Origin of the sequence: Mucilaginibacter paludis DSM 18603 (assembly GCF_000166195.2) — a bacterium.
In the GTDB taxonomy this organism is placed as follows: domain Bacteria; phylum Bacteroidota; class Bacteroidia; order Sphingobacteriales; family Sphingobacteriaceae; genus Mucilaginibacter; species Mucilaginibacter paludis.
This window is the reverse complement of record NZ_CM001403.1, coordinates 6890901-6914934: the sequence shown is the minus strand read 5'-3', so window position 1 is coordinate 6914934 and position 24034 is coordinate 6890901. Positions and strand designations below refer to the sequence as shown.

Here is a 24034-nt window from a genome sequence, read left to right as displayed (position 1 = left end):
ACCCGCTAAGATGAAAATAAAATTGCGTATTCAATAACCGGTAAAATAATTGTTACCTCAATGTGGTGTTGATGTTATTTTAATTGGGCAATTAAGCGTTTAAAAAGTGTTTTTTGTAAGCATCTTCATCAAAACCGAAAAACAGGAAGCCTTTATCCTCAATTACAGGTCGCTTAATCATGCTCGTTTTTTGCTGCAGCAAGTTTAGTGCCTCGTTCTTGCCGGTGATGCTTGCTTTAACGGCAGGGTCTAATTGTTTCCAGGTTAAGCCCTGCTTGTTTAAAAACTTTTCGTAACCGACTTTTTCGTCCCATTCTTCCAGCTTTTCGGTGGCTACGCCCAATTTTTTAAAATCGTGAAACTCATAGCTTACCTTATTTTCTTTAAGCCAGTCGAGCGCCTTTTTTACTGTATTGCAATTGGTTATTCCGTATACTTTCATTGTAAATATTATTTGTTAAAGCGGGTCATGGTGAGTTCAGTGCCTGCGGTGGCAAAACTTTTAATCATTTCTATCGAGCGGTCAATCAGCGCCGGCAATTCCGGTTGTTCATCTTTGTCAAAGGCATCCAGTACATAATCAATCTGCCGCCCTTTGGGGAAGTTATCACTGATGCCAAAGCGCAGGCGTGCGTAATTATTATGGCCCAGCGTAGCTTCTATATGTTTTAACCCGTTGTGGCCCGCAGCGCTGCCCTTGGGTTTAAGGCGCAGGGTACCGAGCGGCAAAGCCAGGTCGTCAACCAGTACCAATACATTTTCCAGCGGCACTTTAAGCTCGTTCATCCAGTAGCGCAGCGCATTGCCGCTCAGGTTCATATAGGTGGTGGGCTTAATGAGGTGCAGCATCCGGCCTTTGTATTTTACTTCGGCATAGTAGGCTAAACGCATGTTATGAAACTTCTCGTTTTCTTCCTTTACCAGCTGATCCAATATCATAAAGCCGATGTTATGGCGGGTATCGGCATATTCAGGGCCAATGTTGCCCAAACCAACAATGAGGTATTTCATAGGCGGCAAAGATAGGGTTAATGTGCAAATTTTAAATGTGCGGATGCGGAAATGATTGTTAAGACGCTGTCAGCTTTGACAACTTTTAAAAAGTTGTCAAAGCTTGGGGGATCAGCAGTTCCAGGGAGGGTTGCAAAGTTCGTCGCGCGGTGATACACACCCCTTACAGCCGCACAGTCCAACCCGCCCCCTCGAGAGAGGGGAGAAGAATAAAGATACTCATTATCAATATAATATAGGAAAAAAGTGGAGGCCCGTGCGATTCCCCTCTCGAGAGGGGTGGAGGGGTGTGTACTATGCGAGCGACTGCAAAGCGCCGAAGTTAGACGACTGAACAGATAAAATTATCGGTTCGTATTGCCCTAACCCGATTTAAAAGAAAATATAACGCGTCCCTTATGTCAAGTCGTCTTTAGGAATCCCTAAATATGACGAAACCTCGTTGAGTATTGCCGATAAAGTTCCAATTTTTAAAGGATCGTGATTGGGGATAGTGATATGATGACTCCCTTTTTTGTCTTTTAAGGTGAGCCTGATATGGCTTCCGTTTTGCCTTACAACTTCGTATCCGTAACGCGATAAAAGCTTCACCAAGTCCCGTCCCGAGAAATTTCTTGATAACTTGGCAACCACTTAAATCGTAATTATTTCCTCTTTAACTAAATGTAAGCGGATTATTTTCGGAATGTCTGCTTCATTATCATAATGGCAATGAACCGCCTCCCTGATGTTTGCTTTCAATTCGTCCATGGTATCTCCCTCGGTAAAAATACCTTCGCCCAGAGCTCTGGCAGTATAACCGCCTTCTATAGCTTCTTCAACTAAAAAGAAAAGTTCGTTCATCACAATCAAATATAAACTTTTTTAAATAAAAATAGGGATAACCTTCCAGTCGTCCCCTATCCATCATATCAAAATATAAATCTTACGCTTCAGCCGGAACGCCAACCAGGTATTCGGCAATTTGTACGGCGTTGGTAGCGGCGCCTTTACGCAGGTTATCGCTCACTATCCAGCAGTTTAATGTATTGGCATTGGCGGATCAGTTCGACGTTTGTTGGCAGTGTTGAATTGCCTGTGGTATATGATGAAGCAGACAAATGCCCGTGATGCGCCCTGTGGCCTTAAGTTACGCAGTTCCAGGCAGGGTTGCAAAGTTCGTCGCGCGGTGATACACACCCCTTACAGCCGCACAGTCCAACCCGCCCCCTCTCGAGAGGGGAGAAGAATAAAGGTACTCATTATCAATACAATACACAAGAGAAACGGCGGCCCGTGCGATTCCCCTCTCGAGAGCATAGCCGTCAATTTAAGTAGCTGTACTCATATATTGTTGATTTTCAGTTATTTAATTTTTAGGCGCGGTTTGCCCGCATGGGCAAACCTATGTATTTTTACTCTCATATTTTTCGTTTTTTAAGGCGGGGAGGTTTAGATGACCCCGCCTTTCTTATTTTTGTTTAACTATCTAAATATAGTATTTAAATATCTAATAATCAAATACTTATTACAATTTCTTCTATTTTTAACCTATGTTTTCTGTGCTCTTTTGAAAGGTGCTTTAAGTTTAATTTCTCCAACAGAGCTAACCACTTTGAGCATATCCCTAAAAGCTGCGCTCGCAATTCTTCTTTCGTAGAAGCGATTAGTCGATGCACCTTTAAAACACTAATTTGACCTATCTTACCGATAGCCATGCATATTTTCCAACTCAAAACTGCCCAGATCAACTTACTGTATAATATACTGGTTATACGATCCGAACTTCCTTTGGGGAACGTGTGTATCTTTAAAAACGACTTCCATGCTTTAAAAACCAATTCTATCTGCCATCGCAGGTGATATAACTTTTGGATCAATTCAGCGCTATATTTTCGCTCACCAGGTTGGTAACAATAAAGTTAAACCCTGCCCGCTCTTTGAATCCCTTACTGGTGGTACTGCCTTTCTTTTTATTGTACTTTTCAGTATTGGCTATCCGCCTTGCCTTGAGCTCTTCACTTACCGGTTCTATTATTATCCTTACCGGCATCTTATCAGCTCCGATATATACCTGTTGATCAAATACGCCGGTTATGCCTTGTAGTTTCGACAACTCTAACTTTTGGTATTGGTCGTCCTTTAATAGATAAATCGTTGTTTTCGGACATAATTTATTAATAAAGAAAGCTTTGACTTTGTTAATATTGTTCATATAACTCAAGTGAGTGTAACCCAGATCTCTCATATATAATACCCCCGGCTGAATTGATGCCTTGTCCAGATGACTCTCACCCTGGTCATTTGCGTTGGCCGGAGTTACTTTGATATCGCTTTTACCACTTTTGATTTCAAATTCAAATTGTACAGATGCTCCCGCTTTCATCCCACTTCCTTTTGTTCCGGGGAATGTCTCTGCAATAACTTCCGGCAACGCGAAACGGGTAGAATCTTTGATACGGATCTCCAAGCCCTGTGTTTGCTCTTGCGGTAACTCAACTGCTATTAATTGCTCAAAAACGGCTTGTACAAACTTTGTCATATTGCTGTGATGTCTTTGATGCAATGCCTGCTTCGAAATATCAAGCCCATCCCTCCGCATTAACTGCATACTCATGCCGTTAAACGATTGATCTCCATCAAATAACGCCATATCCAATAGTTCCTTGCCTCCCACTTTTCGTTTGCGTTGTATCGCCTCTGTTTTACGGGCCAGGCCATCTAACACCGTTGGTTCAAATAGTTCCGAACTCATTCGCTCGAATAATGACTGCAATTTTGCAGTTCCGATTCTTGCTCTAAAAAAATTTTATCCCTTTTTTTTCTAAAGTTGACGGCTATGCTCTCGAGAGGGGCGGAGGGGTGTGTCCTATGCAAGCGATTACAAAGCGAACAATGTTCTATCTCACCTTCTCAAAATATTTACCTGTAAATTTATAGCTAATCAATTTGTGAGTCACCGCGCCTTTGCCATCAACAAGCGGTAGCAATATCGTTTGTGTTGCTTCATCAAAATTAATGGTTGGCCTAACTTTCCAATCAATTACAGAACCAAAATCGTATGCAATGTTTAACTGACTATGCATGCCCGAATTAGTTTTGATGAGTTTTACTTTGTCATCTAATTTTCCATTGGCTATTTCGAAGACCTGTATAGTCTGACCGCAATCTCTGGAAGACCCGATGGATAGGCTTACTGCCAGATAGTACGTTTTTCCGTTTGCCTTCAGCGTGTAAATTTTATTGTAGTTAGGGCGGTTATCGCCATCGCCGCGTGCGGTATCTAATACCGCGTTGGTTTCTTTACCGGTTTTATATTGCAAAACATTTGCAAAAAAATGCATGGTGCCGCCTGTTTGTGTATCCCACGAATAAATTCTGAATAAACTATCTTTGGATGTTTCAATCCCCAAGTTTTCTTTGCATAACGACAGGAACGGTTCGTTTATCGTAGCCGGATATTTTTTCGCATATTCATTTAGCTTTTTACCAAAAACATCATTCGCCTGTCTTAATTTATTATCACTTTGCTCGTCGTAATTTGAATACCTTTTTTCTGCCCAGTAAGCAATCTTCTTAAAACTTTGTAATAGATCAGCCTCAATGCCTTTAGATGTTAAATTTTGACCAAGCAAATTATTGGGTACAAAAAAAATAAAAGCTGCTAAAAGGATGGGTTTCATTCGTTGAAATATTTGCTGATAAAAATAGGTATAATCTTCCTGTTCATTTGTTGAGCCACCATAAGGTAATGTTTAATTTTCACGTATCTTTCATTCCTAAATAGACTGCCATGGCAAACACCAAACAAAATACTGTTTTCACCAAAGAACATTACGAAAACGAGATACATTTAGAAGTAAACCAAGATGTTTTAAAAAGAATTTATAGCGATGGGATTGAGCCAACGGATCAACTGCCTGTAAATTTCTTTTTCGTGACCGATACAGAAGATAAGGCTACTCTTTTTAGGGACTATTTATGCGGGAACTATCCTCAATACACCGAAATTGAAGTCTGGGATTATGATGAACATTTCGAAATCAGAGGATTTAGCAGTCCCGTTTTAATGGAGATAGAAGCTATTAATCAATGGAACCAAATCATGTGGGATGCTGGATATCAGTACGATTGTATCTTGGACGGCTGGGAGGTAGAGGGCCGTTAAATAAAAATAGGGATAACCTCCCAGTCATCCCTATCCATCATATCAAAATGTAAATCTTACGCTTCAGCCGGAACGCCAACCAGGTTTTTAGCCACCAGGTATTCGGCAATTTGTACGGCGTTGGTAGCGGCACCTTTACGCAGGTTATCGCTCACTATCCAGCAGTTTAAGGTATTGGCTTGTGTTTCATCGCGGCGGATGCGGCCTACAAAAACTTCGTCCTTCTCGTGTGCGTCAAGCGGCATAGGGTATTTTAGGTTGGCAATATCGTCGGTTACAATAACGCCCGGCGATTTGGCTAACAGCGCCTTCACTTCTTCCACATCAAAATCTTTTTCAAACTCAATGTTAACCGACTCGGAGTGGCCGCCCATTACCGGGATCCGCACGGTGGTAGCGGTAACGCGGATGCTGTCGTCGCCCATAATCTTTTGGGTTTCCTTGATCATCTTCATCTCCTCTTTGGTGTATCCGTTATCCTGGAAAACATCAATCTGGGGGATCACGTTCAAATCAATTTTATAAGGATAGGCTTTGGGCCCGTCGATGCCTTTACGCTCGTTCATTAACTGGTCTACCGCCTTTACACCCGTGCCGGTAACCGATTGGTAGGTTGATACCACAATACGTTTGATTTTGTAGGCATCGTGCAGCGGTTTAAGTGCCACCACCATCTGGATGGTAGAGCAGTTGGGGTTAGCGATGATCTTATCATCCGCAGTTAAAACATCAGCGTTCACTTCGGGCACCACTAATTTTTTGGTGGGGTCCATACGCCATGCAGATGAGTTATCAACTACGGTAGTACCCACTTCGGCAAAACGTGGCGCATCCGCTAACGAAGTTCCGCCGCCGGCAGAAAACAGTGCAATGTCCGGCTTCTTGCTGATCGCCTCATCCATAGATACAATTTTGTATTGCTTGCCCTTATAGGTAATTTCTTTACCAACACTCTTTTCAGAAGCTACGGGAATCAATTCTGTAACCGGGAAGTTGCGTTCTTCAAGAACCTGCAACATTTTGGTGCCCACTAATCCGGTGGCACCTACAACTGCGACTTTCATTTTAAACTAAAATTTGAGATATAAGATTATTAAAACAGGAACCAAATATGCGAATTTTTTGCCTGATGCTAAACATTTTAATAAATTATGCATAGTCTATAAACAAAGTATATTAACTACCCGGTTAAATACTTCATAAATAGCCGCCGCCGGGGCCCCTAAAATTGATTTCATTTCCGTCAATTTTTTACCTTTGCCATCAAATCTGGACTAAGTATTTATGAGCGAAAAGATTTTAGTGATTGGTGCAAACGGCCAGATTGGTACCGAACTGGTTACGGCCCTGCGTGCGGTGCATGGTGCCGCGCAGGTTATTGCCTGCGATATTAACGATCCGGGATATGCCATACGCCATAGCGGCCCGTTCGAGTTTTCAAATGTGCTGGATAAAGAGAACCTGCATCATATTTTTGATAAGCACCAACCTACCCAGGTTTATTTGCTGGCCGCCATGCTATCGGCCACCGGCGAGCAAAAACCCAAGCTGGCCTGGGACCTAAACATGACCGGCCTGCTCAATATATTGGATTATGCGGTGGAGTTTAAGGTAGGCAAAGTATTTTGGCCGAGCTCGATAGCCGTTTTTGGCACGCACTCGCCGCAATACCATACCCCGCAGTATTGCGTAATGGATCCGAACACTGTTTATGGCTTTAGTAAACTGGCCGGCGAGCGCTGGTGCGAATATTATCATAACAAATATGGTGTTGATGTGCGCAGCATCAGGTATCCGGGTTTAATAGGCTGGCGGGCATCACCCGGTGGAGGCACAACAGATTACGCGGTACATATTTTTCATGAAGCCATCAAAAAAGGCAGCTATCAAAGCTTTTTATCAGCCGATACCGAACTGCCGATGATGTATATGGATGATGCCATTCGCGCTACTTTGGAGTTGATGGATGCCCCGGCCGAAAAGCTCACCATTCGCTCAAGCTATAACCTGGCGGGGATCAGTTTTACGCCGCGCACCTTAGCAGAGGAAATTAAAAAGCACCTTCCCGGTTTTGAGATGAGCTATGCTGATAACGACCCCAGGCAGGCCATAGCCGATAGCTGGCCGAAATCAATTGACGATAGTTATTCGGCAAAGGATTGGGGCTGGAAGATCGAATTTGATTTGCCGAGGATGACCGAAGATATGTTGAGCAATTTAAAAAGAGTGTACGGGGGATAGTCCATGGTCGATAGTCCATAGTCCATGGGGATAGTTTTTAGTCCATGGTCGATAGTCCATAGTCCATGGCGATAGTTTTTAGTCCATGGGGATAGTTCGTGGTCGATAGTTTATGGGTTTTTGATTTAATTTAGATTTATAACTTTGGCCTTCCTAATGGTTTATGGATGATGAGCTATTGACCATACGAAAGATGAACCAACAAAGTAGATTTTATAACTTTGATCTTACTATGGTCCATGGACTATGGTCTATGGACTATTAACCATGAACACCAATAACGAGTAACACAAAAACTAATAACCCAAAAAATACAATGGGAAGAGCATTCGAATTCCGTAAAGAAAGAAAGTTTAAAAGATGGGCCAAAATGGCCATCCAATTTACCCGTCTGGGTAAAGAAATTGTAATGGCCGTTAAAGATGGCGGCCCTGATCCGGATACCAATTCAAGGTTAAGAACGGTTATACAAAACTCCAAGGCCGTTAATATGCCTAAGGACAGAGTTGATGCCGCTATAAAACGAGCGTCGAACAAAGACGAATCAAACTACGAGGAGCTGGTTTACGAAGGTTACGCGCCACATGGTGTGCCTGTACTGGTAGAAACCGCTACCGATAATACCAACCGCACCGTTGCCAACGTGCGCAGCTATTTTACTAAAACAGGCGGTAGCTTGGGTAAAACCGGATCGCTCGATTTTATTTTCAGCCGTAAATCCATCTTTCGTTTTGAACCCGCCGACCACGACCTGGAAGAGCTGGAATTTGAACTGATAGATGCCGGCTTAGAAGAGCTATACATTGAAACCGACGAAAACGGGCACGACATTGCCGTAGCCCAAACCGCGTTTGAGGATTTCGGCAAAATGCAGAAAGCTTTGGAAGAAAAAGGAATCGAAGTAAAATCGGCCAAGCTGGAGCGCATCGCACAATCGCACACCAAGGTTACCGAGGAACAAGCCGCCGACGTAATGAAGCTGATTGACAAGCTGGAAGAGGACGACGACGTACAAGCGGTTTACCATAATATGGAAGAATAAGCGGAGATTGTGACATAGAAATCACACTCATAACCAATAACTTAATCCTCAGCGTCATTGCGAGGAGGAACGACGAAGCAATCTCTATGCTATACAGAGCGAACAGAAGAGCGGGCTTTGTTAAGTAGAGATTACTTCGTGTCTTATCATGACGTTCTCTTAAGTTATTTGACAGCCAGTATTAAAAGTGTCATTGCGATTGGCCTACCGTGCGAGCCCGGAAAAAACAGAGATGACGTTTGAAAATCGTAGGTTTTTTGGTGCAGAGGTAAAGCGGGCAAAGGCCCGACTGCACGCCGGGCCGGGAGTTGGCCTGTGGGTGGAAGGATCGGGCAGTCTTGACTTTTTGGTTACTTTTGTGTCAAGACAAAAGTAACAGCCCTTCACGCGGCGATTGAGCGTGCCGATGCTGTACGTTAAGAATACTGATTATTGGAGCAAAAGTAGATGTATTGATAATTGATACCTTAACAATACATTATTATAAGCCTGCCGGAGGACGTGCGGCACGGCCCAGTACGAGGTGTTTTTGAAGACGCATTGTACTATGCTTGCTCGCAAATTAAATGAGAATAAATGCCGCTTGTAGAGGCCACCACACCGTGCTTCGACAGGCTCAGCATGACACCCATTTTTTGTGCGCAAAAGCTGTCGTCATGATACTTCGTCAGGTTAAAATTTAACTAAAATAAAAAAATCTCCCCTACCGGGGGAGATTGAGAGGGGGCTTATGGCAATATTCACATCGCGCAAGCAAAAAAAAGACATTAAAGTAACTTTCCAGAACGGGATGCTTTATGTTGAGATAGATGGCGGCAAGCAGCAGGCTTTTCCGCTGGCTTGGTTCCCTAAGTTGCAAAACGCCGGGGATGACGACCGCAATGATTGGATACTGACCGCGAACGGCATCCGCTGGAATAAACTGAACGAAGAGATTACGATTACCGGCCTATAAACTTGACAAATAATGACGTTTGAGGAATTCTTCAAAAAGAAAAAGATAAACCTGCAACTGTTTCAGGTAGCAGAACCGGAGCTTTTTGCCGAATTTGAATTGCATTACGCACAAATGGGCGAAAAGAGTTTTGATTATACTAAAAAATACTGGTTTAACTCTTTACGCAGAAAGTTCCATCTGGCCGATGAACCCAAAGTTGAAAAGGTAATCATCGAAAATAAAATAGCAGAGCAAACCGTTACTGATGCCATCAGCCAACTGCAAGCCCCCGAGCAAGCTGAGGCACCTAAATTAGGCTTCAAACCTAAGTTTAAAACAGCAGCAAGCCCTACTCCGGCCCCTGAAAGTATACCTGACGCGGCCGAAGAAAAACCTGAACCGCCAACAGAGCAAACAGCCCAGCCTAAATTAGGCTTTAAGCCGAAGTTTAAAACAGCGGCAAGCCCGGCACCTGTTCCTGAAAGTATACCTGACGCGGCCGAAGAAAAACCGGAACCGTCAACAGAACAAACAGCCCCACCTAAATTAGGCTTTAAGCCGAAGTTTAAATCAGCGGCAAGCCCGGAATCGGCACCTGAAAGTACACCTGACGCGGCCGGAGAAAAACCGGCACCACCGCCTACAGAGCAAACAGCCCCGTCCAAATTAGGTTTTAAGCCGAAGTTTAAATCAACAGCGAGCCCTACCCCGGCATCGGAAAGCGCACCTGACGCGGCCGAAGAAAAGCCCGAACCGCCAGCAGAGCAAACAGCCCCGCCTAAATTAGGCTTTAAGCCTAAGTTTAAATCGGCGGCAAGTCCAGCACCTGACACAGCTGCGGATGCGCCAGTAATTCCTGAAGAAAAGTCTGAACCGCCAGTGGAGCAAACTGCGCCACCCAAATTAGGCTTCAAACCCAAGTTTAAATCGGCTGCAAGCCCGGCTCCTGCCCCGGCAGAAAGTTTGCCCGCAGTTCCAAAACAAACCGATGAACCATCAAACACCGAAAATATTATTGCATCCGAAGCGGATGCAATTAAAAACTCCCCCTTCAGGGGGCCGGGGGGCATTCCACCCGGAACTGAGGCCAATCAAAAACTCCCCCTTCAGGGGCCTGGGGGGCTCCAATAAAAAACATTCATCACTTTATACTATCAAATGTAAAAAAGTGTTAAATATGCGTACTAATCCCCTAAGCGATATCGTAAATGGGTATATTGGCCCATAATTATTTGTTACAAATCTTCTTTGAATGAATTTTAAGAAATACATACTTGCCTTTTCCGTACTGATCACGTTTTTTCATTTGTCATCGTATGCGCAGCGCGATACAATGAGCCTCAATACTATCATTGCCAAAACCAATAAGTTTACACATGAGCATCCGTACGAAAAAGTTTATCTCCACATGGATAAACCGTACTATTCCGTTGGCGATACCATTTGGTACAAAGCTTATGTAACCATTGGCTTACACCAGCCGTCGGACTTGAGTAAGATCATGTATATCGATATTGTTAGCGGCAGGGATTCGTTGGTACAGGCATTAAAAGTGCAGGTTTTTAATGGTGTGGCATCGGGCAGTATCGTGTTAACACAAACCCTATATAAACAAGGTAACTACCATTTAAGCGCTTATACCAACTGGATGCGTAATTTTGATCCGGCTTACTTTTTTAACAAAACCGTACCTGTAGGCAACCCGGTTGATAACCAGGTGATTACACACGTTACTTTTTTAGATGCCGTAAAAAACAAACAGCAAAAAGTACCAACCGCCCGTATCTTGTTTAAAGATGCCGTAGGTAACCCTTACGCCAATAAAAAAGTAAGCTGGACGATTGATAACGACGAGGATAAACCCTTAAAAGGCAAAGAATCAACCGATGCCAACGGTTATTTAAACATCCCGCTCGGCGGGGGCAAAACGCCTGTTACGGCTAAAAACTTACTCTTTACCAGCATTGATCTGGGTAACAAAAAAGTAGTGAACAATGTATTCCCATTGCGTTCAGCTATAGGCGAGGCGGATATGCAGTTTTTTCCGGAAGGAGGCGACCTGGTTAACAACATCCGTACCAGGATAGCCTTTAAGGCCATCGGGTCAAACGGGTTGGGGCTTGATGTAAAAGGTACCATTACCGATAATACCGGCGCTGTGTTAGCTGATTTTAAATCGCAGCACTTGGGTATGGGCTCATTTTTGCTGATGCCTGAAGATGGTAAAACCTACAAAGCCAATGTAACTTTTGCCGATGGTACAAGTAATAGTTACGAGCTACCTAAAATTAAGCAAAGCGGAATTTCGCTCGCGGTTTATAATACCAAATCGGATACTTTAAGTTTAAAGGTAACGGCCAATAGCGCCTATTTTGCTCAAAACCAAGGCAAACTGGTGTATGTTTTGGGGCAGTGTGGCGGTTTTGTTTGTTACGCGGCTAAAACCGCACTCCAGGTGCCGGTATTTACGGCGCCCATACTTAAAAATAAATTCCCTTCGGGCATTGTTCAGTTCACCATATTCTCGGCAAGCGGCGAGCCTTTGAGCGAGCGGATTACCTTTATACAACATAACGAAGATAAGCTTAACCTGAGCATGACAGCCGGACGAAATACCTTTGCACCAAGGCAGCAGGTAAAAATGCAGGTTTCGGCAAAAAACAAATCATTACCGGTTGAGGCCAGCCTGTCAGTAGCCGTGATAGACGAAACGAAGGTTCCGTTTAATGAAGATGCAGAAACTACCATATTAACCAGCCTGTTGTTATCCTCGGATTTGAAGGGATACATTGAAAAGCCTAACTACTATTTTAACCGCCCCAATGAGCAAACAGCCGCCGATTTGGATGTGCTGATGCTTACACAAGGCTACCGCAGATTTTTGTTTAGCGATGTTTTGAACGACAGGATGCCCCGCATTGCTTTTTTACCCGAGCAAGGAATGGAGATTAAGGGTACGCTGCGTAATTTATCGGGGATGCCGATAGCCAAAGGCAACGTAAGGCTGCAGGTGCCGGATAAAAACTTTTCTGTGCAAACCACTACCGATATGTCGGGCAACTTCAAGTTCTCCAAACTGGTGATCCCCGATTCTTCTAAAGTGATTTTAAATGCGCGCAATAATCCGCAAAATAACAACCTGATGATTATGGTTGAGGGTAGTTCGTTACAGGGAATATCCAGCAACATTAATGCGCCCGATGAAATTTTAAATATCGATAGTGTAATGTATCCGTATTTACAGAATACCAAACGGCAGTACAATAATTCGCACGTGCTTAAAGAGGTACAGATTAAGGATAAGGTGTATGAGAAGAAACCGGGCTACCAGGACTTTCCGGAGCTTACAGGCTTAAGCTTTGCCGACCATACTATCAACAGCGACAGGTTTACAGGATGTACAAATTTTGCCATGTGCCTCCAAACGATGGTGATGGGCATGACCTATGATAACAATAACTTCTACATTACCAGGGATTACAATGCCGGAAAGAAAACTACCCCGGTTGCCATATTTTTTAACGGTATGCAGGTAGATTATAATTACCTCAATAACGTTAACCCTCCGGAAGTAGAATCGGTTGAAGTGTTTTTAAACGATGGTGTGAGCGGTATTAACCGCCGGTACCAAACCAGCGGCGTTATCGAGATCAATACCAAAAAAATACCGAAGGGCACCAAGATTACGCAGCAACAACTGGCGGATCTGTTTCCGCCTAAATACCTGGTTACCTTTAACCCTAAGGGATTCGACATGAGCCGCGAGTTTTATTCGCCTAAATACATTGCCCCGCCAAGCGTTACCCAACGTGCAGATCTGCGCAGTACCATTTACTGGAACCCGAGGTTAATGACCGATAAAGCTACTGGCACAACATCGTTTGATTTTTATAATGCTGATGCCAAAGGCACTTACAGGGCCGTGATTGAAGGCATCGACGCGGATGGTAACATAGGTCGTTTTGTATACAGATACAAAGTTCAGTAGGTTATTTAAAGTATATGGCTTAATTTTAAGGGTATAACAGGAACCCGATATGGAAGCAGCCGACCCGCTTTTTGCCCTTAAAAATTTAATAGATGCCCAGCAACAGGTAATCACATCCTGGGAGCAGGTATTTGGCTCTGTAGAGAGTACCATTATCAACCTGGTGAAAAAGAACCTCGAACTAAAGCTCAGGCTTATCCGGCAGATTAACCCGGATGCCTCATTGCCTGTTGATGTTTACCGCCAGATGGATGCCGTGAGGGCTAAATACACCAGTGGCAGCATATCGCCGCTGGAGTATTTTGTTTATATCGATACCTTGCTCACGGAGCTGGAGTTGTGATAAGGGATTTAAAGCGATTTTTGCTTGGCATAAATAGTCGGTGGGGACACCGACTACGGGATAAAAGACCCTCTAAATCTCCCAGGTAGGGAGACTTTTTGATAACTCCATTTTTTGCCAATAGTCGGTGTCCCCACCGACCACTTATGCAAATCCTGCCCCGGTGATGGTAGTCGGTGGGGACACCGACTGCGGGATAAACCCCAACCCTAATTGTCATTTCGACCGGAGGGAGAAATCTTTTACGCGCGATGAGTATACAGCAGACCTATAACTCGTAAAAGATTTCTCTCTCGTACCTCGATCGAAATAACATTATTACCCGTAATCGGTGTCCCCACCGACAATTGATGCAAACCCTGCCCGGTGATAGTTTTTCACCCTTCGTCGGTATCCTCGGTGATAGGTGATAATAGTCGGTGGGGACACCGACTACGGCGTAAGCACCCCCAACCCCTATTTTCATTTCGTCCGAAGGGAGAAATAACATTATTACCCGTAGTCGGTGTCCCCACCGACCACCTATGCAAATCCCGGTGATAGTTTTCTGTAGCGATATCATTGCCTACGGCCGGTCAATCATTTCCTTTAAAAAGATCTCCTCAATCTGTTTAATTTGTTCGGCGTAGATGGTTTTTTTCCTGGTGCCGAAGTAAAGCGTATTTTCTATCGGCTCGAAGCCGTCCCAAATGATTTTGATATTACCCGAATTGAGTTCTTTTTTCGATAAAAAATCCGGAATAACGGCAATGCCGTTGCCGCCACTCAGGCATCGTACAATGGAGCTCATGTTAGGTACAATATAATTCGGCTTAAAATCGGGCCGCTTTCCAAAATTGAGATGCCAAAATTTACGCAGATGCTCCATATCGGCCGTTGTGCCGTACCATATTTGTTTAAGCAGCCATTGGTGTATTGCATTTTTATCGTTTTGGAGCAGCAGTGTACTAAACTCTCCGGTTTGGGTTTGGGCTCCTGCAATAATTACAATGCGCTCCTTAAAAAATGGCTTGTAAAGCAGGCCTTTGTAATCTCCTTTTTGCGGCGTGATAATGAGGTCTAATATCCCGCTGTCTAAGTCTTTCAGCATCTCGGGATAATCGCCAAATTTGATGATCACGTTAAACTGTAAGGACGACAGGTAAGATTCAAGCGTAAACTGAAAGGTTTCAAAACACATTCCGATGCTGATGGTAGGTCGCTCTTTTTCAATGCTTTTATGGAAGTGCTGTTCCGCCTGTTCAAGCTTACTGAGTGGCTCCAGGATAAAGTTGTACAGTATTTTGCCCCGCTCGGTAGATACCATTTTGCGCGACGAACGATCAAAAAGTTTATAACCTACATGTGCCTCCAACGAACTTAAATGCAGGCTAACCCCCGGCTGCGATATGTACAGGGCCTCCGCAGCGCCGGTTAGCGTCCCTGTTTCGTATATCGCCTTAAAAGTTCTGAACCATTCTAAATTAACCATCGCATTTACCTATCATAATTATGATACAAATGTATGATTTATATTATTTTAATTAAGGATACAGGCGCGGTAGCTTTGTTGAGAATTTAAAAAGAAAATACAAAATGAAAGCACAAAATATATTCGTGATTAACGGTGGGCAAATATTCGGCCACTCCGGCGGACGTTTTAATAAAACCATATTTGAGGCCACCAGGCAATTTTTTAAGCAGCAGCCCGGCTTTCAGCTGCGCTCAACAGATATTAACGAGGCCTACAGCCCGGCGCAGGAAGTTGAAAATTTTGTGTGGGCTGATGTTATTATCTATCATACCCCTATCTGGTGGTTTCAGTTGCCGCATGGTTTTAAAAAATATATAGATGTGGTATTTACAGAAGGGCATCAAAAAGGAATTTACCACAGCGATGGCCGCTCGTCGGCCAATCCGGCAATCAACTACGGCACCGGTGGGATGCTCCACGGCAAAAAATACATGATCACCACTTCGTGGAACGCGCCAGCCAAAGCCTTTACCCTACCCGGCGAATTTTTTAACCAGCACAGTGTTGATGAGGGCGCCTTATTTGGTTTCCACCGGATGAATGCATTCACCGGCATGCAACAATTGGAAAGCCTGCATTTTCATGATGTAGAAAAGAATGCCGATATTCCCAAGGATATGCAACGCTACGAGGCGCACCTTAGCAAAGTATTTATAGGCGAAAGCCCCCTCTAAACCGCATAGCGCTCATGCACACCAAAAAACAAACCAAGGTGCATAATCTCCCCCGGTTGGGGAGATCTTTTGGTAACCCCATTTTTTGCTCGTACTGGGTTAGGACACCGACTACGGCATAAGCCCCCCACTCGTACCTCGATCGAAAAAAGCGGCGGCCCGTGCGATTCCCCTCTTGAGAGCATAGCCGTCAACTTTAGAAAAAAAAGGGATAAAATTTTTTTAGAGCAAGAATCGGAACTGCAAAATTGCAGTCATTATTCGAGCGAATGAGTTCGGAACTATTTGAACCAACGGTGTTAGATGGCCTGGCCCGTAAAACAGAGGCTATACAACGCAAACGAAAAGTGGGAGGCAAGGAACTATTGGATATGGCGTTATTTGATGGAGATCAATCGTTTAACGGCATGAGTATGCAGTTAATGCGGAGGGATGGGCTTGATATTTCGAAGCAGGCATTGCATCAAAGACATCACAGCAATATGACAAAATTTGTACAAGCCGTTTTTGAGCAATTAATAGCAGTTGAGTTACCGCAAGAACAAACACAAGGGTTGGAGATCCGTATCAAAGATTCCACCCGTTTCGCGTTGCCGGAAGTTATTGCAGAGACATTCCCCGGAACAAAAGGAAGTGGGATGAAAGCGGGAGCATCTGTACAATTTGAATTTGAAATCAAAAGTGGTAAAAGCGATATCAAAGTAACTCCGGCCAACGCAAATGACCAGGGTGAGAGTCATCTGGACAAGGCATCAATTCAGCCGGGGGTATTATATATGAGAGATCTGGGTTACACTCACTTGAGTTATATGAACAATATTAACAAAGTCAAAGCTTTCTTTATTAATAAATTATGTCCGAAAACAACGATTTATCTATTAAAGGACGACCAATACCAAAAGTTAGAGTTGTCGAAACTACAAGGCATAACCGGCGTATTTGATCAACAGGTATATATCGGAGCTGATAAGATGCCGGTAAGGATAATAATAGAACCGGTAAGTGAAGAGCTCAAGGCAAGGCGGATAGCCAATACTGAAAAGTACAATAAAAAGAAAGGCAGTACCACCAGTAAGGGATTCAAAGAGCGGGCAGGGTTTAACTTTATTGTTACCAACCTGGTGAGCGAAAAATATAGCGCTGAATTGATCCAAAAGTTATATCACCTGCGATGGCAGATAGAATTGGTTTTTAAAGCATGGAAGTCGTTTTTAAAGATACACACGTTCCCCAAAGGAAGTTCGGATCGTATAACCAGTATATTATACAGTAAGTTGATCTGGGCAGTTTTGAGTTGGAAAATATGCATGGCTATCGGTAAGATAGGTCAAATTAGTGTTTTAAAGGTGCATCGACTAATCGCTTCTACGAAAGAAGAATTGCGAGCGCAGTCTTTTAGGGATATGCTCAAAGTGGTTAGCTCTGTTGGAGAAATTAAACTTAAAGCACCTTTCAAAAGAGCACAGAAAACATAGGTTAAAAATAGAAGAAATTGTAATAAGTATTTGATTATTAGATATTTAAATACTATATTTAGATAGTTAAACAAAAATAAGAAAGGCGGGGCCATCTAAACCTCCCCGCCTTAAAAAACGAAAAATATGAGAGTAAAAATACATAGGTTTGCCCATGCGGGCAAACCGCGCCTAAAAATTAAATTACTGAAAATCAACAATATATAAGTACAGCTACTTAAATTGACGGCTATGCTCTTGAGAGGGGTGGAGGGGTGTGTCCTATGCGAGCGGCTAAAAAGTGCAGAGAGTTTCCCATGCAAATCCTGAACGGTGATAGCATAGTCGGTGGGGACACCGACTACGGAATAACTACGGCAGAAACACCCCAACCCCAATTGTCGACCAGAGGGAGAAATCTGTCGCACGCGATGAGCCTACAGCAGACCTATCGCTCGCAAAAGATTTCTCTCTCGTACCTCGCTCGAAATGACATTTTTTTTAAGAATAGCCTAACCTTTTTTTAAGCCCTCCCTACCAGGGAGGGTTTGGGTGGGGCTTTATTTCGCTAACATCAGCTCCTTAATATATTTAACCGGTGCGCTGCCATAACTTAAAAACTTCTCGTTAAATTCTTTGAGTTTATAGGCACTGCCCATTTTCTTTTTGTAGGCATTGCGCAGGTCGGTTATTTCTTTGTATCCGGTATAATAGCTGGTTAGCTGTACGCTGGTTACGCTGGCCCTTTTCCATTTGCCTTCGGCCTCGGCTTGTTGCTGAAAGGCTTCTTTAGTGAGTAGTTTAACAACCTCATCGCGGTTCATGGTACCGGTGTGTACGCTGTAATCTAAAATAGTATTACATACCGAGCGCAGGTTCCATTTGTACCACATCAGCCACATTTCGGGCTCGTTATTGCCATAGCCGTTGTCAAGCATCATCTGCTCGGTATAAACTGCCCAGCCTTCTACCATGGCGCCATTGGCTAAAATAGCTTTAATCAGGCTTGGCGATTGGTTGGCATAAACCATCTGTGTATAATGCCCGGGAATAGCTTCGTGGATACACAATATTTGCAGCATGTACTGGTTATACTCGCGTAAATAGCTTTCGGCTTTTTCTTTAGGCCATCCGGCCAGGCTTCCCACGTTAAAATAAGTGTTGCCGCCTTTATCATAGGGCCCCGGCGAACTGCACGATGCGCCTGCCACTCCAGCCATATAGCCGGGTTCTTTACGTACAACGAGCGGTTTGGTTGGATCGATATAAAGCAGGTTCTTTTGCTTCACAAAATCAACCAACTGGGGCAGTGTTTTTTCGATGGTAGACTGGAAGTCTTCCGGTTTGGCATGTTTAACGGATAAAGTATCAATTACTTTGCTGATCAACTGCAGGGTATCAGCCGGCATGTTGCTTTTACCGAAGTATTTTGGCCACAGTTGCTTGCTCAAATTAAACATCTGGCTGTGCACATACTTTTTGCGCACCATGGCCGAATCATAAATCTGTTTGGCGCTGTAGGCCGACTGGATATCGTACTTAAACTTTTTAGCATACAAATCCTTACCGAGGCGGAAACTGCGCGGTGTAGGGTTCTTTAAGTCCTTTAGCCATTGGGTAAAGTTGTTGATAGCCGCTACCGATGTTTTTACACGGGCCAGCATCGCTTTTTGTTCCGTTGCCGGGATATTGGCTTTTTTTAACGAGTCGGCAAAATCTTTTTCAATAACCGATAAGCCTCCCGTATGTTGTTCTATGGCCAGGCTGGTTAGCTCAACCACCGGGTTTTTAATCTGCTTTTTAGCTTCGGCGTAGTAGGCCGGAATGTTGGCCATTTTTTCGTAAAAACTTTTAACCCGTTTGGGCAAAGGCGCATAGTTTTCGTTCAGGATAAATGCAAAATTGCCGATGATGTTGTATGAAGACGGATCCCACTGGTAAGCTTTAAGCGTATCTATTTGCCATAACGACGATTGGATCTGGTTCTGGATCAGGTGATAATCGATCTGGTTGGCGGCGGGCAGCTTTTTGATGTCGAACCCGGCTAACTGGCTCTGTTGGCTTTTAATAAAAGCAACCTGGTCGGCGCGGCTGGCATCATTGGGTAACACCAGTACGCTATCATATTGATGATAACCTACACTGCTTGCCCAATCGGGGTTGTGCTTCCACAGGCCATCAATAAATTGTTGTTTAAATTTATCAAAAGGACTGCTTTCTTCCTGGGTTTGGGTGCCATCCTTTTTACAGCCTACAATAGTTAAAACAAGCAATATACCAAGCAGGTAGTTCTTCATTATCCATACGGTTTTAGTAGGCTAACATAGCTATTAAATATCATTTATAAAAGCCGCGCCCGCAGGCATCAGTCAAAATAAATACCAACTAAATCAGCCTAACCGTGTTACATCATCATCACCAACAGCAATACAACAATGGAAAACCATAACGACCAGATTACCCGTAAACATTTAATTGATTTGATAAAGGGAGGCAATGCTCACGCAACCTTAGACGACGCTTTGAGCGATTTACCCACCCAATTGCGTGGCGTTATACCCGATGGCTTGCCCTATAGCATTTGGCAACTGGCCGAGCATATCCGGATAGCCCAGTGGGACATACTGGAGTTTAGTAAAGATCAAGCGCATCAATCGCCCAAATGGCCCGAGGGATACTGGCCCAAAGAAACTGCTCCGCAGGATGACGCGGCATGGCATCAAACCATTGATCAGATTAAAAAGGATACCGACAGTTTTATTGCCCTGCTGAATGATAAGAACAACGATTTATATACGCCCTTTCCGCATGGCGACGGGCAAACCTTGTTACGGGAAGCCTTATTGATTGCCGACCATAACAGCTACCACACAGCCGAGATCATCGTGATCAGAAGATTGCTGGGCGCCTGGAAAAGTTAATATCCCCGTAAGGGACTAAAATCTACTTTAGTCCCTTAATAAAATCTACCACATCGGTTACAAACTCGGGCTTTAACGGTAACGACGGATCGTTATAAGTTGCCTTGTTTTTATCCTTATCGGCAGGGGCCGCTTTTAAAATGTGGTTCATGCCGTCGATGATTTTTAATACGGCTTCTGATTTTGCTTTCTTTAATTTTTCGGCATCGGCTACGCCAACCTGTAAATCTGTTGTACCCTGGATAATTAAGATAGGTGTTTTTATTTTTTTGATGATGCGGGCCGGGTCATACGGTATCCACGACATTAAATAGGGCTGGATGCTCGGCCTTGCAATAAAATATAGGGACGGATCAACCCGCGGGGTTTTTTTGCCTTTTTTTAAGCTGTCTATAATGTTTTTAAACTCCTGGCTCACGGCTGGGGGCTGGCTCTTCATCTGCTCTATCAAAGTCTGATCGGCCGGTACTCCCGGCCCTGCTACAGATATAAGGGCGTTGATAGGTTCGCTGTAAGCGGTTATCATCCCTATCAATGAACCCTCGCTATGGCCCATAATAATAAATTTCGAAAAGCGCTGATCTTCCTTCAGCATAGATAATAAGCCCGAAGCATCGTCAACCATGTCGGTAAACTTGGTATCAATTTCTTTTGCCGATGAGGTGCTTTGGCCAACGCCGCGCTTATCGTACCGTAAGGTAGCTATACCGGCCTTGCCCAGCGCCTCGGCTATATAAAAGTAGGTATTGGTGTGCATACCCTGCGTGCTGTTGCAATTACGATCTGTAGGGCCCGAACCGGCAATAATTAAAACTACCGGAATTTTACCCGTTAAATTTTTAGGCATGGTTAATGTTCCGGATAGGGTGCCGCCTAATGTTTTTAAAGTAATGGGCGATTCGGTTAACGATGCATCCATCGCCGGAAGCTCTGCTGCTGCTACTGCCGGTATGGCTGCTGCCTCGGTAGCTTTAGGCTTTTCGGTTGCAGCCGCTGCTGTTGCCGTTTCTGGCTTGTATTGGTTAAAGTAGATGCCGTCTATCTGGTTGGCTTTGTTAAGCGATAAATTGATCAGCAAGGTTTCCTTTTCGTAATCAGCCTTGTAAACTCCGGCAGTTTGTATGTATTTAATAAACGTAGTTTGCTTTAAGGGGCCTAACTGTGCCTGCATCTGGGTAAATAAATCTTTAGTTTTATCTAACGGAAGGCCGGTTTTAACGGCGGGCGCAAAGGTATTAAACAGGCTATCGGGCTGTTTGTTATTGTAATATTGCTTAAACTTAGCTATGGCTGTTTTATAGTTGGGTTGTTCTGTTTGCGCATACGATGCGGTAGCGATAAAAAACAGAAAGAAATAGAATGCTGACTTGATCATACTGATATAAAAGCTTAACAAGGCGAAAATACTAAATTTAATTTGCCTTCTGTTTGATTGTTTTTTTATCCTGAAATGATTTGAACAGATTAAACCAAAGCTTTTTTTTTACTCTTAGTTAAAAAAGATACAGATGAAAAGGATTATTTTAATGCTGATAATGGCCTTGGGATTTGCAGGTTTAGCGAGTGCCCAGGATACGGTAAAAGTTAAAAAGTCGCCGGAGCAAAAGGCCGAGCACATGACTAAAACGTTGCATAAAAAGCTCAAACTTACAGCCGAGCAAACTAAACAGGTGAGCGCCATACTGACCGAAAGGGCCACAAAAATGGAAACCAAGGAAGGCCGCGTAGCCAAAATGCGTGCCCTGAAAGATGCCGACGATAAGATTGAGGCGGTATTAACCGACGACCAGAAAAAGGTTTATGCCGAGATTAAGGAAAACAAAAAAGAAAAGATGAAGAGCAGGAGGAAAGCGGCCACAGAACCTGTGATTATGCCTAATTGAGTCCGGAGTTCTGAGTCAGGAGTCTTGAGTCTGGAGTTCTGAGTCAAGAGTCTTGAGTCCGGAGCCTTGGGCCTCAACTCCCGACTCCGGACTCAAGACTCCCGGCTCAAGGCTCCCGGCTCCCGGCTCCCGACTCCCGCCTCAAGGCTCCCGGCTCAATACTATCCAATTTTATCCATCTCGGCCTTTACAAAGGCGGCAAGTTCTTTTACGTAGGCGGCGCTAAAATCAAATTTAATGCCGGCGGTTTCGTAAATTTCGGTGATGGTTTTGGTATAACCCAGTTTTAGGGCATCCAGGTATTGTTGTAAGCCTTTTTCGGGATTCTCTTTATAGTTTTTCCATACGGCTATTGCACCCAGTTGGGCCATGCCATATTCGATGTAGTAAAACGGTACTTCAAAAATATGAAGCTGTTTTTGCCACAGGTTTTGTTTTACATCCTCGTGGCCGGTCCAGTCTACAAAGCTGGCGCCAAAGCGATCGAAAATCTGTGTCCAGGCCTCGGTGCGTTGCTCGTCGGTATGATCGGGGTTGGTATAGATCCAGTGCTGAAACTGGTCAACAACGGCCACCCAGGGCAGGGTTTTCAATACATCAAACAACTGATCTTTTTTGGCGCGTTTCAGTTCTTCCTCGTCTTTAAAGTAAACATCCCAGTTATCCATCGATATCAGTTCCATCGACATCGAAGCCAGCTCGGCCACTTCGGACGGGCAATGTTTAAAATCGTTCAGTTCCAGGTCGGCAGTTAAAAAGGTATGCACGGCGTGGCCACCTTCGTGTACCATGGTGGTGAGGTCGCGGAAGATGCCGGCCGAATTCATAAAAATAAAAGGCGCGCCGGTTTCGGATAGGGGGTAGTTATAGCCGCCCGGTGCCTTACCTTTACGGCTTTCCACATCAAACAGGCCATTATCCTTCATAATCTCCAAACGCTCGCCCAGGTAACGGCTGATATTGCTGAAGCATTGGATCGATTTTTCTATCAGCTCGGTACCTTCGGCAAAAGGTTTCAATGCCGGTTTGCCCGAGGTATCCACATCAGTATCCCAGGGGCGCAGCAAGCGCAGATCCAGGGCTATCTTCCGTTTTTCGGCTTGCTCGGCTAAAATCGGCACAATCTCTTTTTCTATCGCTTCATGAAAATTGTAGCAGTCCTGCGGCGTGTAGTCAAAGCGGCCTAAAGCCTTAAACATATAATCGCGAAAGTTTTCAAAACCGGCATTCAGCGCCAGTTGATGGCGAAGGCCGCGCAGGTGATCAAACAATTCGTTTAGTTTCTCGCGGTCTTGCAGGCGGCGTTCGGTAATTTTTTGCCAAACTTCCTGGCGTTTGTTGCGGTCAAGGTCTTTTAAAAATACCGAAGCCTGCTCCAAAGTATATTCCTTATCGCCTATCATGACAGACATAGCGCCGGTTATTGATTGGTATTTTTGCTGCTCAACCTGTATTTCGGTTTGGATGGGGATATTCTCTTCCCTAAACAATTCAAGCGCATTTTTTACACCACGCAGGTAGATAAAGAATTTCTCGCCGTCCAGCTTATCGGCATAGGGGCTGGCTACAAATTTTTCGTTCAGTTTGTTGCTGTACGGTGCAATTTTAGGCTCAATTTCGGTAGCAAAAAACTGGAACTTTTGTAAAAGCTCTTCGCTGTTGGTATCGCAGGTCATGCGGATATAGCGCCAGGCAAAATCTTCTTCCAGGGCGGCTTCAATCTCACTGCGGTCTTGCAGCCATTTTTCAAGCTCCTCAACCGAGTTCATCTCGCGGTTAAGCAATTCGTTATAAATAGGTTCCAGTGTTTCCCATTCAATTGGCAGGTTGGCAGGGATATATTTTCTTTCTTTTTTGTGGATCATGTTTTAATATACAAA

At 44.1% G+C, this 24034-nt stretch carries 23 protein-coding genes and 1 pseudogene; 11 read left to right on the top strand and 13 right to left on the bottom strand.

What is annotated here, in order from left to right; genetic code table 11:
• Nucleotides 1-91: 91 nt before the first annotated feature.
• The 8 genes and pseudogenes from MUCPA_RS29310 to MUCPA_RS29280 all read right to left on the bottom strand — a co-directional run bounded on the left by MUCPA_RS29310 (nt 92) and on the right by MUCPA_RS29280 (nt 4673).
• Nucleotides 92-442 carry a Spx/MgsR family RNA polymerase-binding regulatory protein gene (locus tag MUCPA_RS29310; protein WP_008511488.1) on the bottom strand — a complete coding sequence of 117 codons (351 nt, stop codon included), beginning with the start codon at nt 440-442 and terminating at the stop codon, nt 92-94.
• Between the two features lie 8 nt (nt 443-450).
• Nucleotides 451-1011, bottom strand: coding sequence for an aminoacyl-tRNA hydrolase (pth, locus tag MUCPA_RS29305; RefSeq protein ID WP_008511487.1), 561 nt, complete (start codon nt 1009-1011; stop codon nt 451-453).
• 396 nt (nt 1012-1407) lie between these two features.
• A complete protein-coding gene (locus MUCPA_RS29300) occupies nt 1408-1644 on the bottom strand; it encodes a type II toxin-antitoxin system HicA family toxin (RefSeq protein ID WP_008511486.1) in 237 nt (78 codons plus the stop codon).
• Entirely contained in the window at nt 1645-1854 is a 210-nt protein-coding gene (locus MUCPA_RS29295) for a type II toxin-antitoxin system HicB family antitoxin (RefSeq protein ID WP_008511485.1), read from the bottom strand.
• A gap of 82 nt (nt 1855-1936) precedes the next feature.
• A pseudogene (locus MUCPA_RS39635) lies at nt 1937-2041 on the bottom strand (aspartate-semialdehyde dehydrogenase); the annotation flags it as partial.
• A 466-nt stretch (nt 2042-2507) separates the two neighbouring features.
• The gene (locus tag MUCPA_RS39035) at nt 2508-2870 is read right to left on the bottom strand and encodes a transposase (protein ID WP_040626640.1); all 363 of its coding nucleotides are present in this window, start codon (nt 2868-2870) and stop codon (nt 2508-2510) included.
• Nucleotides 2867-3745, bottom strand: a complete 879-nt coding sequence (locus tag MUCPA_RS29285) for a hypothetical protein (RefSeq protein WP_040626638.1) — start codon at nt 3743-3745, stop codon at nt 2867-2869. The genes MUCPA_RS39035 and MUCPA_RS29285 overlap by 4 nt, the downstream gene beginning before the upstream one ends.
• A gap of 145 nt (nt 3746-3890) precedes the next feature.
• Nucleotides 3891-4673: a hypothetical protein gene (locus tag MUCPA_RS29280; protein WP_008511484.1), complete on the bottom strand. Its 783-nt coding sequence runs from the start codon at nt 4671-4673 to the stop codon at nt 3891-3893.
• Between the two features lie 110 nt (nt 4674-4783).
• Between MUCPA_RS29280 and MUCPA_RS29275 the strand changes: the two genes are divergently transcribed.
• Nucleotides 4784-5158, top strand: a complete 375-nt coding sequence (locus MUCPA_RS29275; RefSeq protein ID WP_008511483.1) for a ribonuclease E inhibitor RraB — start codon at nt 4784-4786, stop codon at nt 5156-5158.
• A gap of 56 nt (nt 5159-5214) precedes the next feature.
• Here MUCPA_RS29275 and MUCPA_RS29270 read toward each other — a convergent pair whose 3' ends face one another.
• A complete protein-coding gene (locus MUCPA_RS29270; RefSeq protein ID WP_008511482.1) occupies nt 5215-6222 on the bottom strand; it encodes an aspartate-semialdehyde dehydrogenase in 1008 nt (335 codons plus the stop codon).
• 220 nt (nt 6223-6442) lie between these two features.
• Here MUCPA_RS29270 and MUCPA_RS29265 point away from each other — a divergent pair, with 220 nt between their 5' ends.
• The 6 genes from MUCPA_RS29265 to MUCPA_RS29240 all read left to right on the top strand — a co-directional run bounded on the left by MUCPA_RS29265 (nt 6443) and on the right by MUCPA_RS29240 (nt 13709).
• Nucleotides 6443-7399 carry an NAD-dependent epimerase/dehydratase family protein gene (locus MUCPA_RS29265; RefSeq protein WP_008511481.1) on the top strand — a complete coding sequence of 319 codons (957 nt, stop codon included), beginning with the start codon at nt 6443-6445 and terminating at the stop codon, nt 7397-7399.
• Between the two features lie 316 nt (nt 7400-7715).
• Nucleotides 7716-8441: a YebC/PmpR family DNA-binding transcriptional regulator gene (locus MUCPA_RS29260; protein WP_008511479.1), complete on the top strand. Its 726-nt coding sequence runs from the start codon at nt 7716-7718 to the stop codon at nt 8439-8441.
• A 730-nt stretch (nt 8442-9171) separates the two neighbouring features.
• Complete coding sequence (locus MUCPA_RS29255) at nt 9172-9396, top strand: DUF2442 domain-containing protein (protein ID WP_008511478.1); 225 nt, start codon at nt 9172-9174, stop codon at nt 9394-9396.
• Nucleotides 9397-9408: 12 nt separating this feature from the next.
• Nucleotides 9409-10509: a hypothetical protein gene (locus MUCPA_RS29250; protein ID WP_008511477.1), complete on the top strand. Its 1101-nt coding sequence runs from the start codon at nt 9409-9411 to the stop codon at nt 10507-10509.
• A 121-nt stretch (nt 10510-10630) separates the two neighbouring features.
• Nucleotides 10631-13366 carry a carboxypeptidase-like regulatory domain-containing protein gene (locus MUCPA_RS29245; RefSeq protein ID WP_008511476.1) on the top strand — a complete coding sequence of 912 codons (2736 nt, stop codon included), beginning with the start codon at nt 10631-10633 and terminating at the stop codon, nt 13364-13366.
• Nucleotides 13367-13415: 49 nt separating this feature from the next.
• Nucleotides 13416-13709 carry a hypothetical protein gene (locus MUCPA_RS29240; RefSeq protein WP_008511474.1) on the top strand — a complete coding sequence of 98 codons (294 nt, stop codon included), beginning with the start codon at nt 13416-13418 and terminating at the stop codon, nt 13707-13709.
• 565 nt (nt 13710-14274) lie between these two features.
• Here MUCPA_RS29240 and MUCPA_RS29235 read toward each other — a convergent pair.
• Nucleotides 14275-15180: a LysR family transcriptional regulator gene (locus tag MUCPA_RS29235; protein ID WP_008511471.1), complete on the bottom strand. Its 906-nt coding sequence runs from the start codon at nt 15178-15180 to the stop codon at nt 14275-14277.
• A gap of 104 nt (nt 15181-15284) precedes the next feature.
• Between MUCPA_RS29235 and MUCPA_RS29230 the strand changes: the two genes are divergently transcribed.
• The gene (locus MUCPA_RS29230; protein WP_008511469.1) at nt 15285-15896 is read left to right on the top strand and encodes an NAD(P)H-dependent oxidoreductase; all 612 of its coding nucleotides are present in this window, start codon (nt 15285-15287) and stop codon (nt 15894-15896) included.
• 269 nt (nt 15897-16165) lie between these two features.
• Entirely contained in the window at nt 16166-17371 is a 1206-nt protein-coding gene (locus MUCPA_RS29225; protein ID WP_008511466.1) for an IS4 family transposase, read from the top strand.
• Between the two features lie 539 nt (nt 17372-17910).
• Here the strand turns inward: MUCPA_RS29225 and MUCPA_RS29220 are convergent.
• Nucleotides 17911-19647, bottom strand: a complete 1737-nt coding sequence (locus MUCPA_RS29220) for a DUF885 domain-containing protein (RefSeq protein ID WP_008511464.1) — start codon at nt 19645-19647, stop codon at nt 17911-17913.
• A gap of 138 nt (nt 19648-19785) precedes the next feature.
• Between MUCPA_RS29220 and MUCPA_RS29215 the strand changes: the two genes are divergently transcribed.
• On the top strand, nt 19786-20271 hold the full coding sequence (locus MUCPA_RS29215) for a DinB family protein (RefSeq protein WP_008511462.1): 486 nt from the start codon (nt 19786-19788) through the stop codon (nt 20269-20271).
• A 22-nt stretch (nt 20272-20293) separates the two neighbouring features.
• Here the strand turns inward: MUCPA_RS29215 and MUCPA_RS29210 are convergent, their stop codons facing one another.
• Nucleotides 20294-21646 carry an alpha/beta hydrolase gene (locus MUCPA_RS29210; RefSeq protein WP_008511460.1) on the bottom strand — a complete coding sequence of 451 codons (1353 nt, stop codon included), beginning with the start codon at nt 21644-21646 and terminating at the stop codon, nt 20294-20296.
• Nucleotides 21647-21779: 133 nt separating this feature from the next.
• Between MUCPA_RS29210 and MUCPA_RS29205 the strand changes: the two genes are divergently transcribed.
• Nucleotides 21780-22154 carry a hypothetical protein gene (locus MUCPA_RS29205; RefSeq protein ID WP_008511459.1) on the top strand — a complete coding sequence of 125 codons (375 nt, stop codon included), beginning with the start codon at nt 21780-21782 and terminating at the stop codon, nt 22152-22154.
• A gap of 161 nt (nt 22155-22315) precedes the next feature.
• Here the strand turns inward: MUCPA_RS29205 and MUCPA_RS29200 are convergent, their stop codons facing one another.
• Nucleotides 22316-24019 (bottom strand): M3 family oligoendopeptidase, encoded by a 1704-nt coding sequence (locus tag MUCPA_RS29200; protein ID WP_008511458.1) that lies wholly within the window; start codon nt 24017-24019, stop codon nt 22316-22318.
• Between the last annotated feature and the right edge of the window lie 15 nt (nt 24020-24034).

Excerpts from the sequence above, each read along its gene's own strand:
- MUCPA_RS29250 (WP_008511477.1), top strand. The coding sequence starts at position 9,409 with ATGACGTTTGAGGAATTCTTCAAAAAGAAAAAGATAAACCTGCAACTG.
- MUCPA_RS29205 (WP_008511459.1), top strand. The coding sequence starts at position 21,780 with ATGAAAAGGATTATTTTAATGCTGATAATGGCCTTGGGATTTGCAGGT.
- MUCPA_RS29210 (WP_008511460.1), bottom strand. The coding sequence starts at position 21,646 with ATGATCAAGTCAGCATTCTATTTCTTTCTGTTTTTTATCGCTACCGCA.
- MUCPA_RS29280 (WP_008511484.1), bottom strand. The coding sequence starts at position 4,673 with ATGAAACCCATCCTTTTAGCAGCTTTTATTTTTTTTGTACCCAATAAT.
- MUCPA_RS29255 (WP_008511478.1), top strand. The coding sequence starts at position 9,172 with ATGGCAATATTCACATCGCGCAAGCAAAAAAAAGACATTAAAGTAACT.
- MUCPA_RS29270 (WP_008511482.1), bottom strand. The coding sequence starts at position 6,222 with ATGAAAGTCGCAGTTGTAGGTGCCACCGGATTAGTGGGCACCAAAATG.
- MUCPA_RS29200 (WP_008511458.1), bottom strand. The coding sequence starts at position 24,019 with ATGATCCACAAAAAAGAAAGAAAATATATCCCTGCCAACCTGCCAATT.
- MUCPA_RS29275 (WP_008511483.1), top strand. The coding sequence starts at position 4,784 with ATGGCAAACACCAAACAAAATACTGTTTTCACCAAAGAACATTACGAA.
- MUCPA_RS29235 (WP_008511471.1), bottom strand. The coding sequence starts at position 15,180 with ATGGTTAATTTAGAATGGTTCAGAACTTTTAAGGCGATATACGAAACA.
- MUCPA_RS29240 (WP_008511474.1), top strand. The coding sequence starts at position 13,416 with ATGGAAGCAGCCGACCCGCTTTTTGCCCTTAAAAATTTAATAGATGCC.
- MUCPA_RS29245 (WP_008511476.1), top strand. The coding sequence starts at position 10,631 with ATGAATTTTAAGAAATACATACTTGCCTTTTCCGTACTGATCACGTTT.
- MUCPA_RS29230 (WP_008511469.1), top strand. The coding sequence starts at position 15,285 with ATGAAAGCACAAAATATATTCGTGATTAACGGTGGGCAAATATTCGGC.
- MUCPA_RS29260 (WP_008511479.1), top strand. The coding sequence starts at position 7,716 with ATGGGAAGAGCATTCGAATTCCGTAAAGAAAGAAAGTTTAAAAGATGG.
- MUCPA_RS29215 (WP_008511462.1), top strand. The coding sequence starts at position 19,786 with ATGGAAAACCATAACGACCAGATTACCCGTAAACATTTAATTGATTTG.
- MUCPA_RS29265 (WP_008511481.1), top strand. The coding sequence starts at position 6,443 with ATGAGCGAAAAGATTTTAGTGATTGGTGCAAACGGCCAGATTGGTACC.
- MUCPA_RS29225 (WP_008511466.1), top strand. The coding sequence starts at position 16,166 with ATGAGTTCGGAACTATTTGAACCAACGGTGTTAGATGGCCTGGCCCGT.
- MUCPA_RS29285 (WP_040626638.1), bottom strand. The coding sequence starts at position 3,745 with ATGAGTTCGGAACTATTTGAACCAACGGTGTTAGATGGCCTGGCCCGT.
- MUCPA_RS29220 (WP_008511464.1), bottom strand. The coding sequence starts at position 19,647 with ATGAAGAACTACCTGCTTGGTATATTGCTTGTTTTAACTATTGTAGGC.
- pth (WP_008511487.1), bottom strand. The coding sequence starts at position 1,011 with ATGAAATACCTCATTGTTGGTTTGGGCAACATTGGCCCTGAATATGCC.
- MUCPA_RS29295 (WP_008511485.1), bottom strand. The coding sequence starts at position 1,854 with ATGAACGAACTTTTCTTTTTAGTTGAAGAAGCTATAGAAGGCGGTTAT.
- MUCPA_RS29310 (WP_008511488.1), bottom strand. The coding sequence starts at position 442 with ATGAAAGTATACGGAATAACCAATTGCAATACAGTAAAAAAGGCGCTC.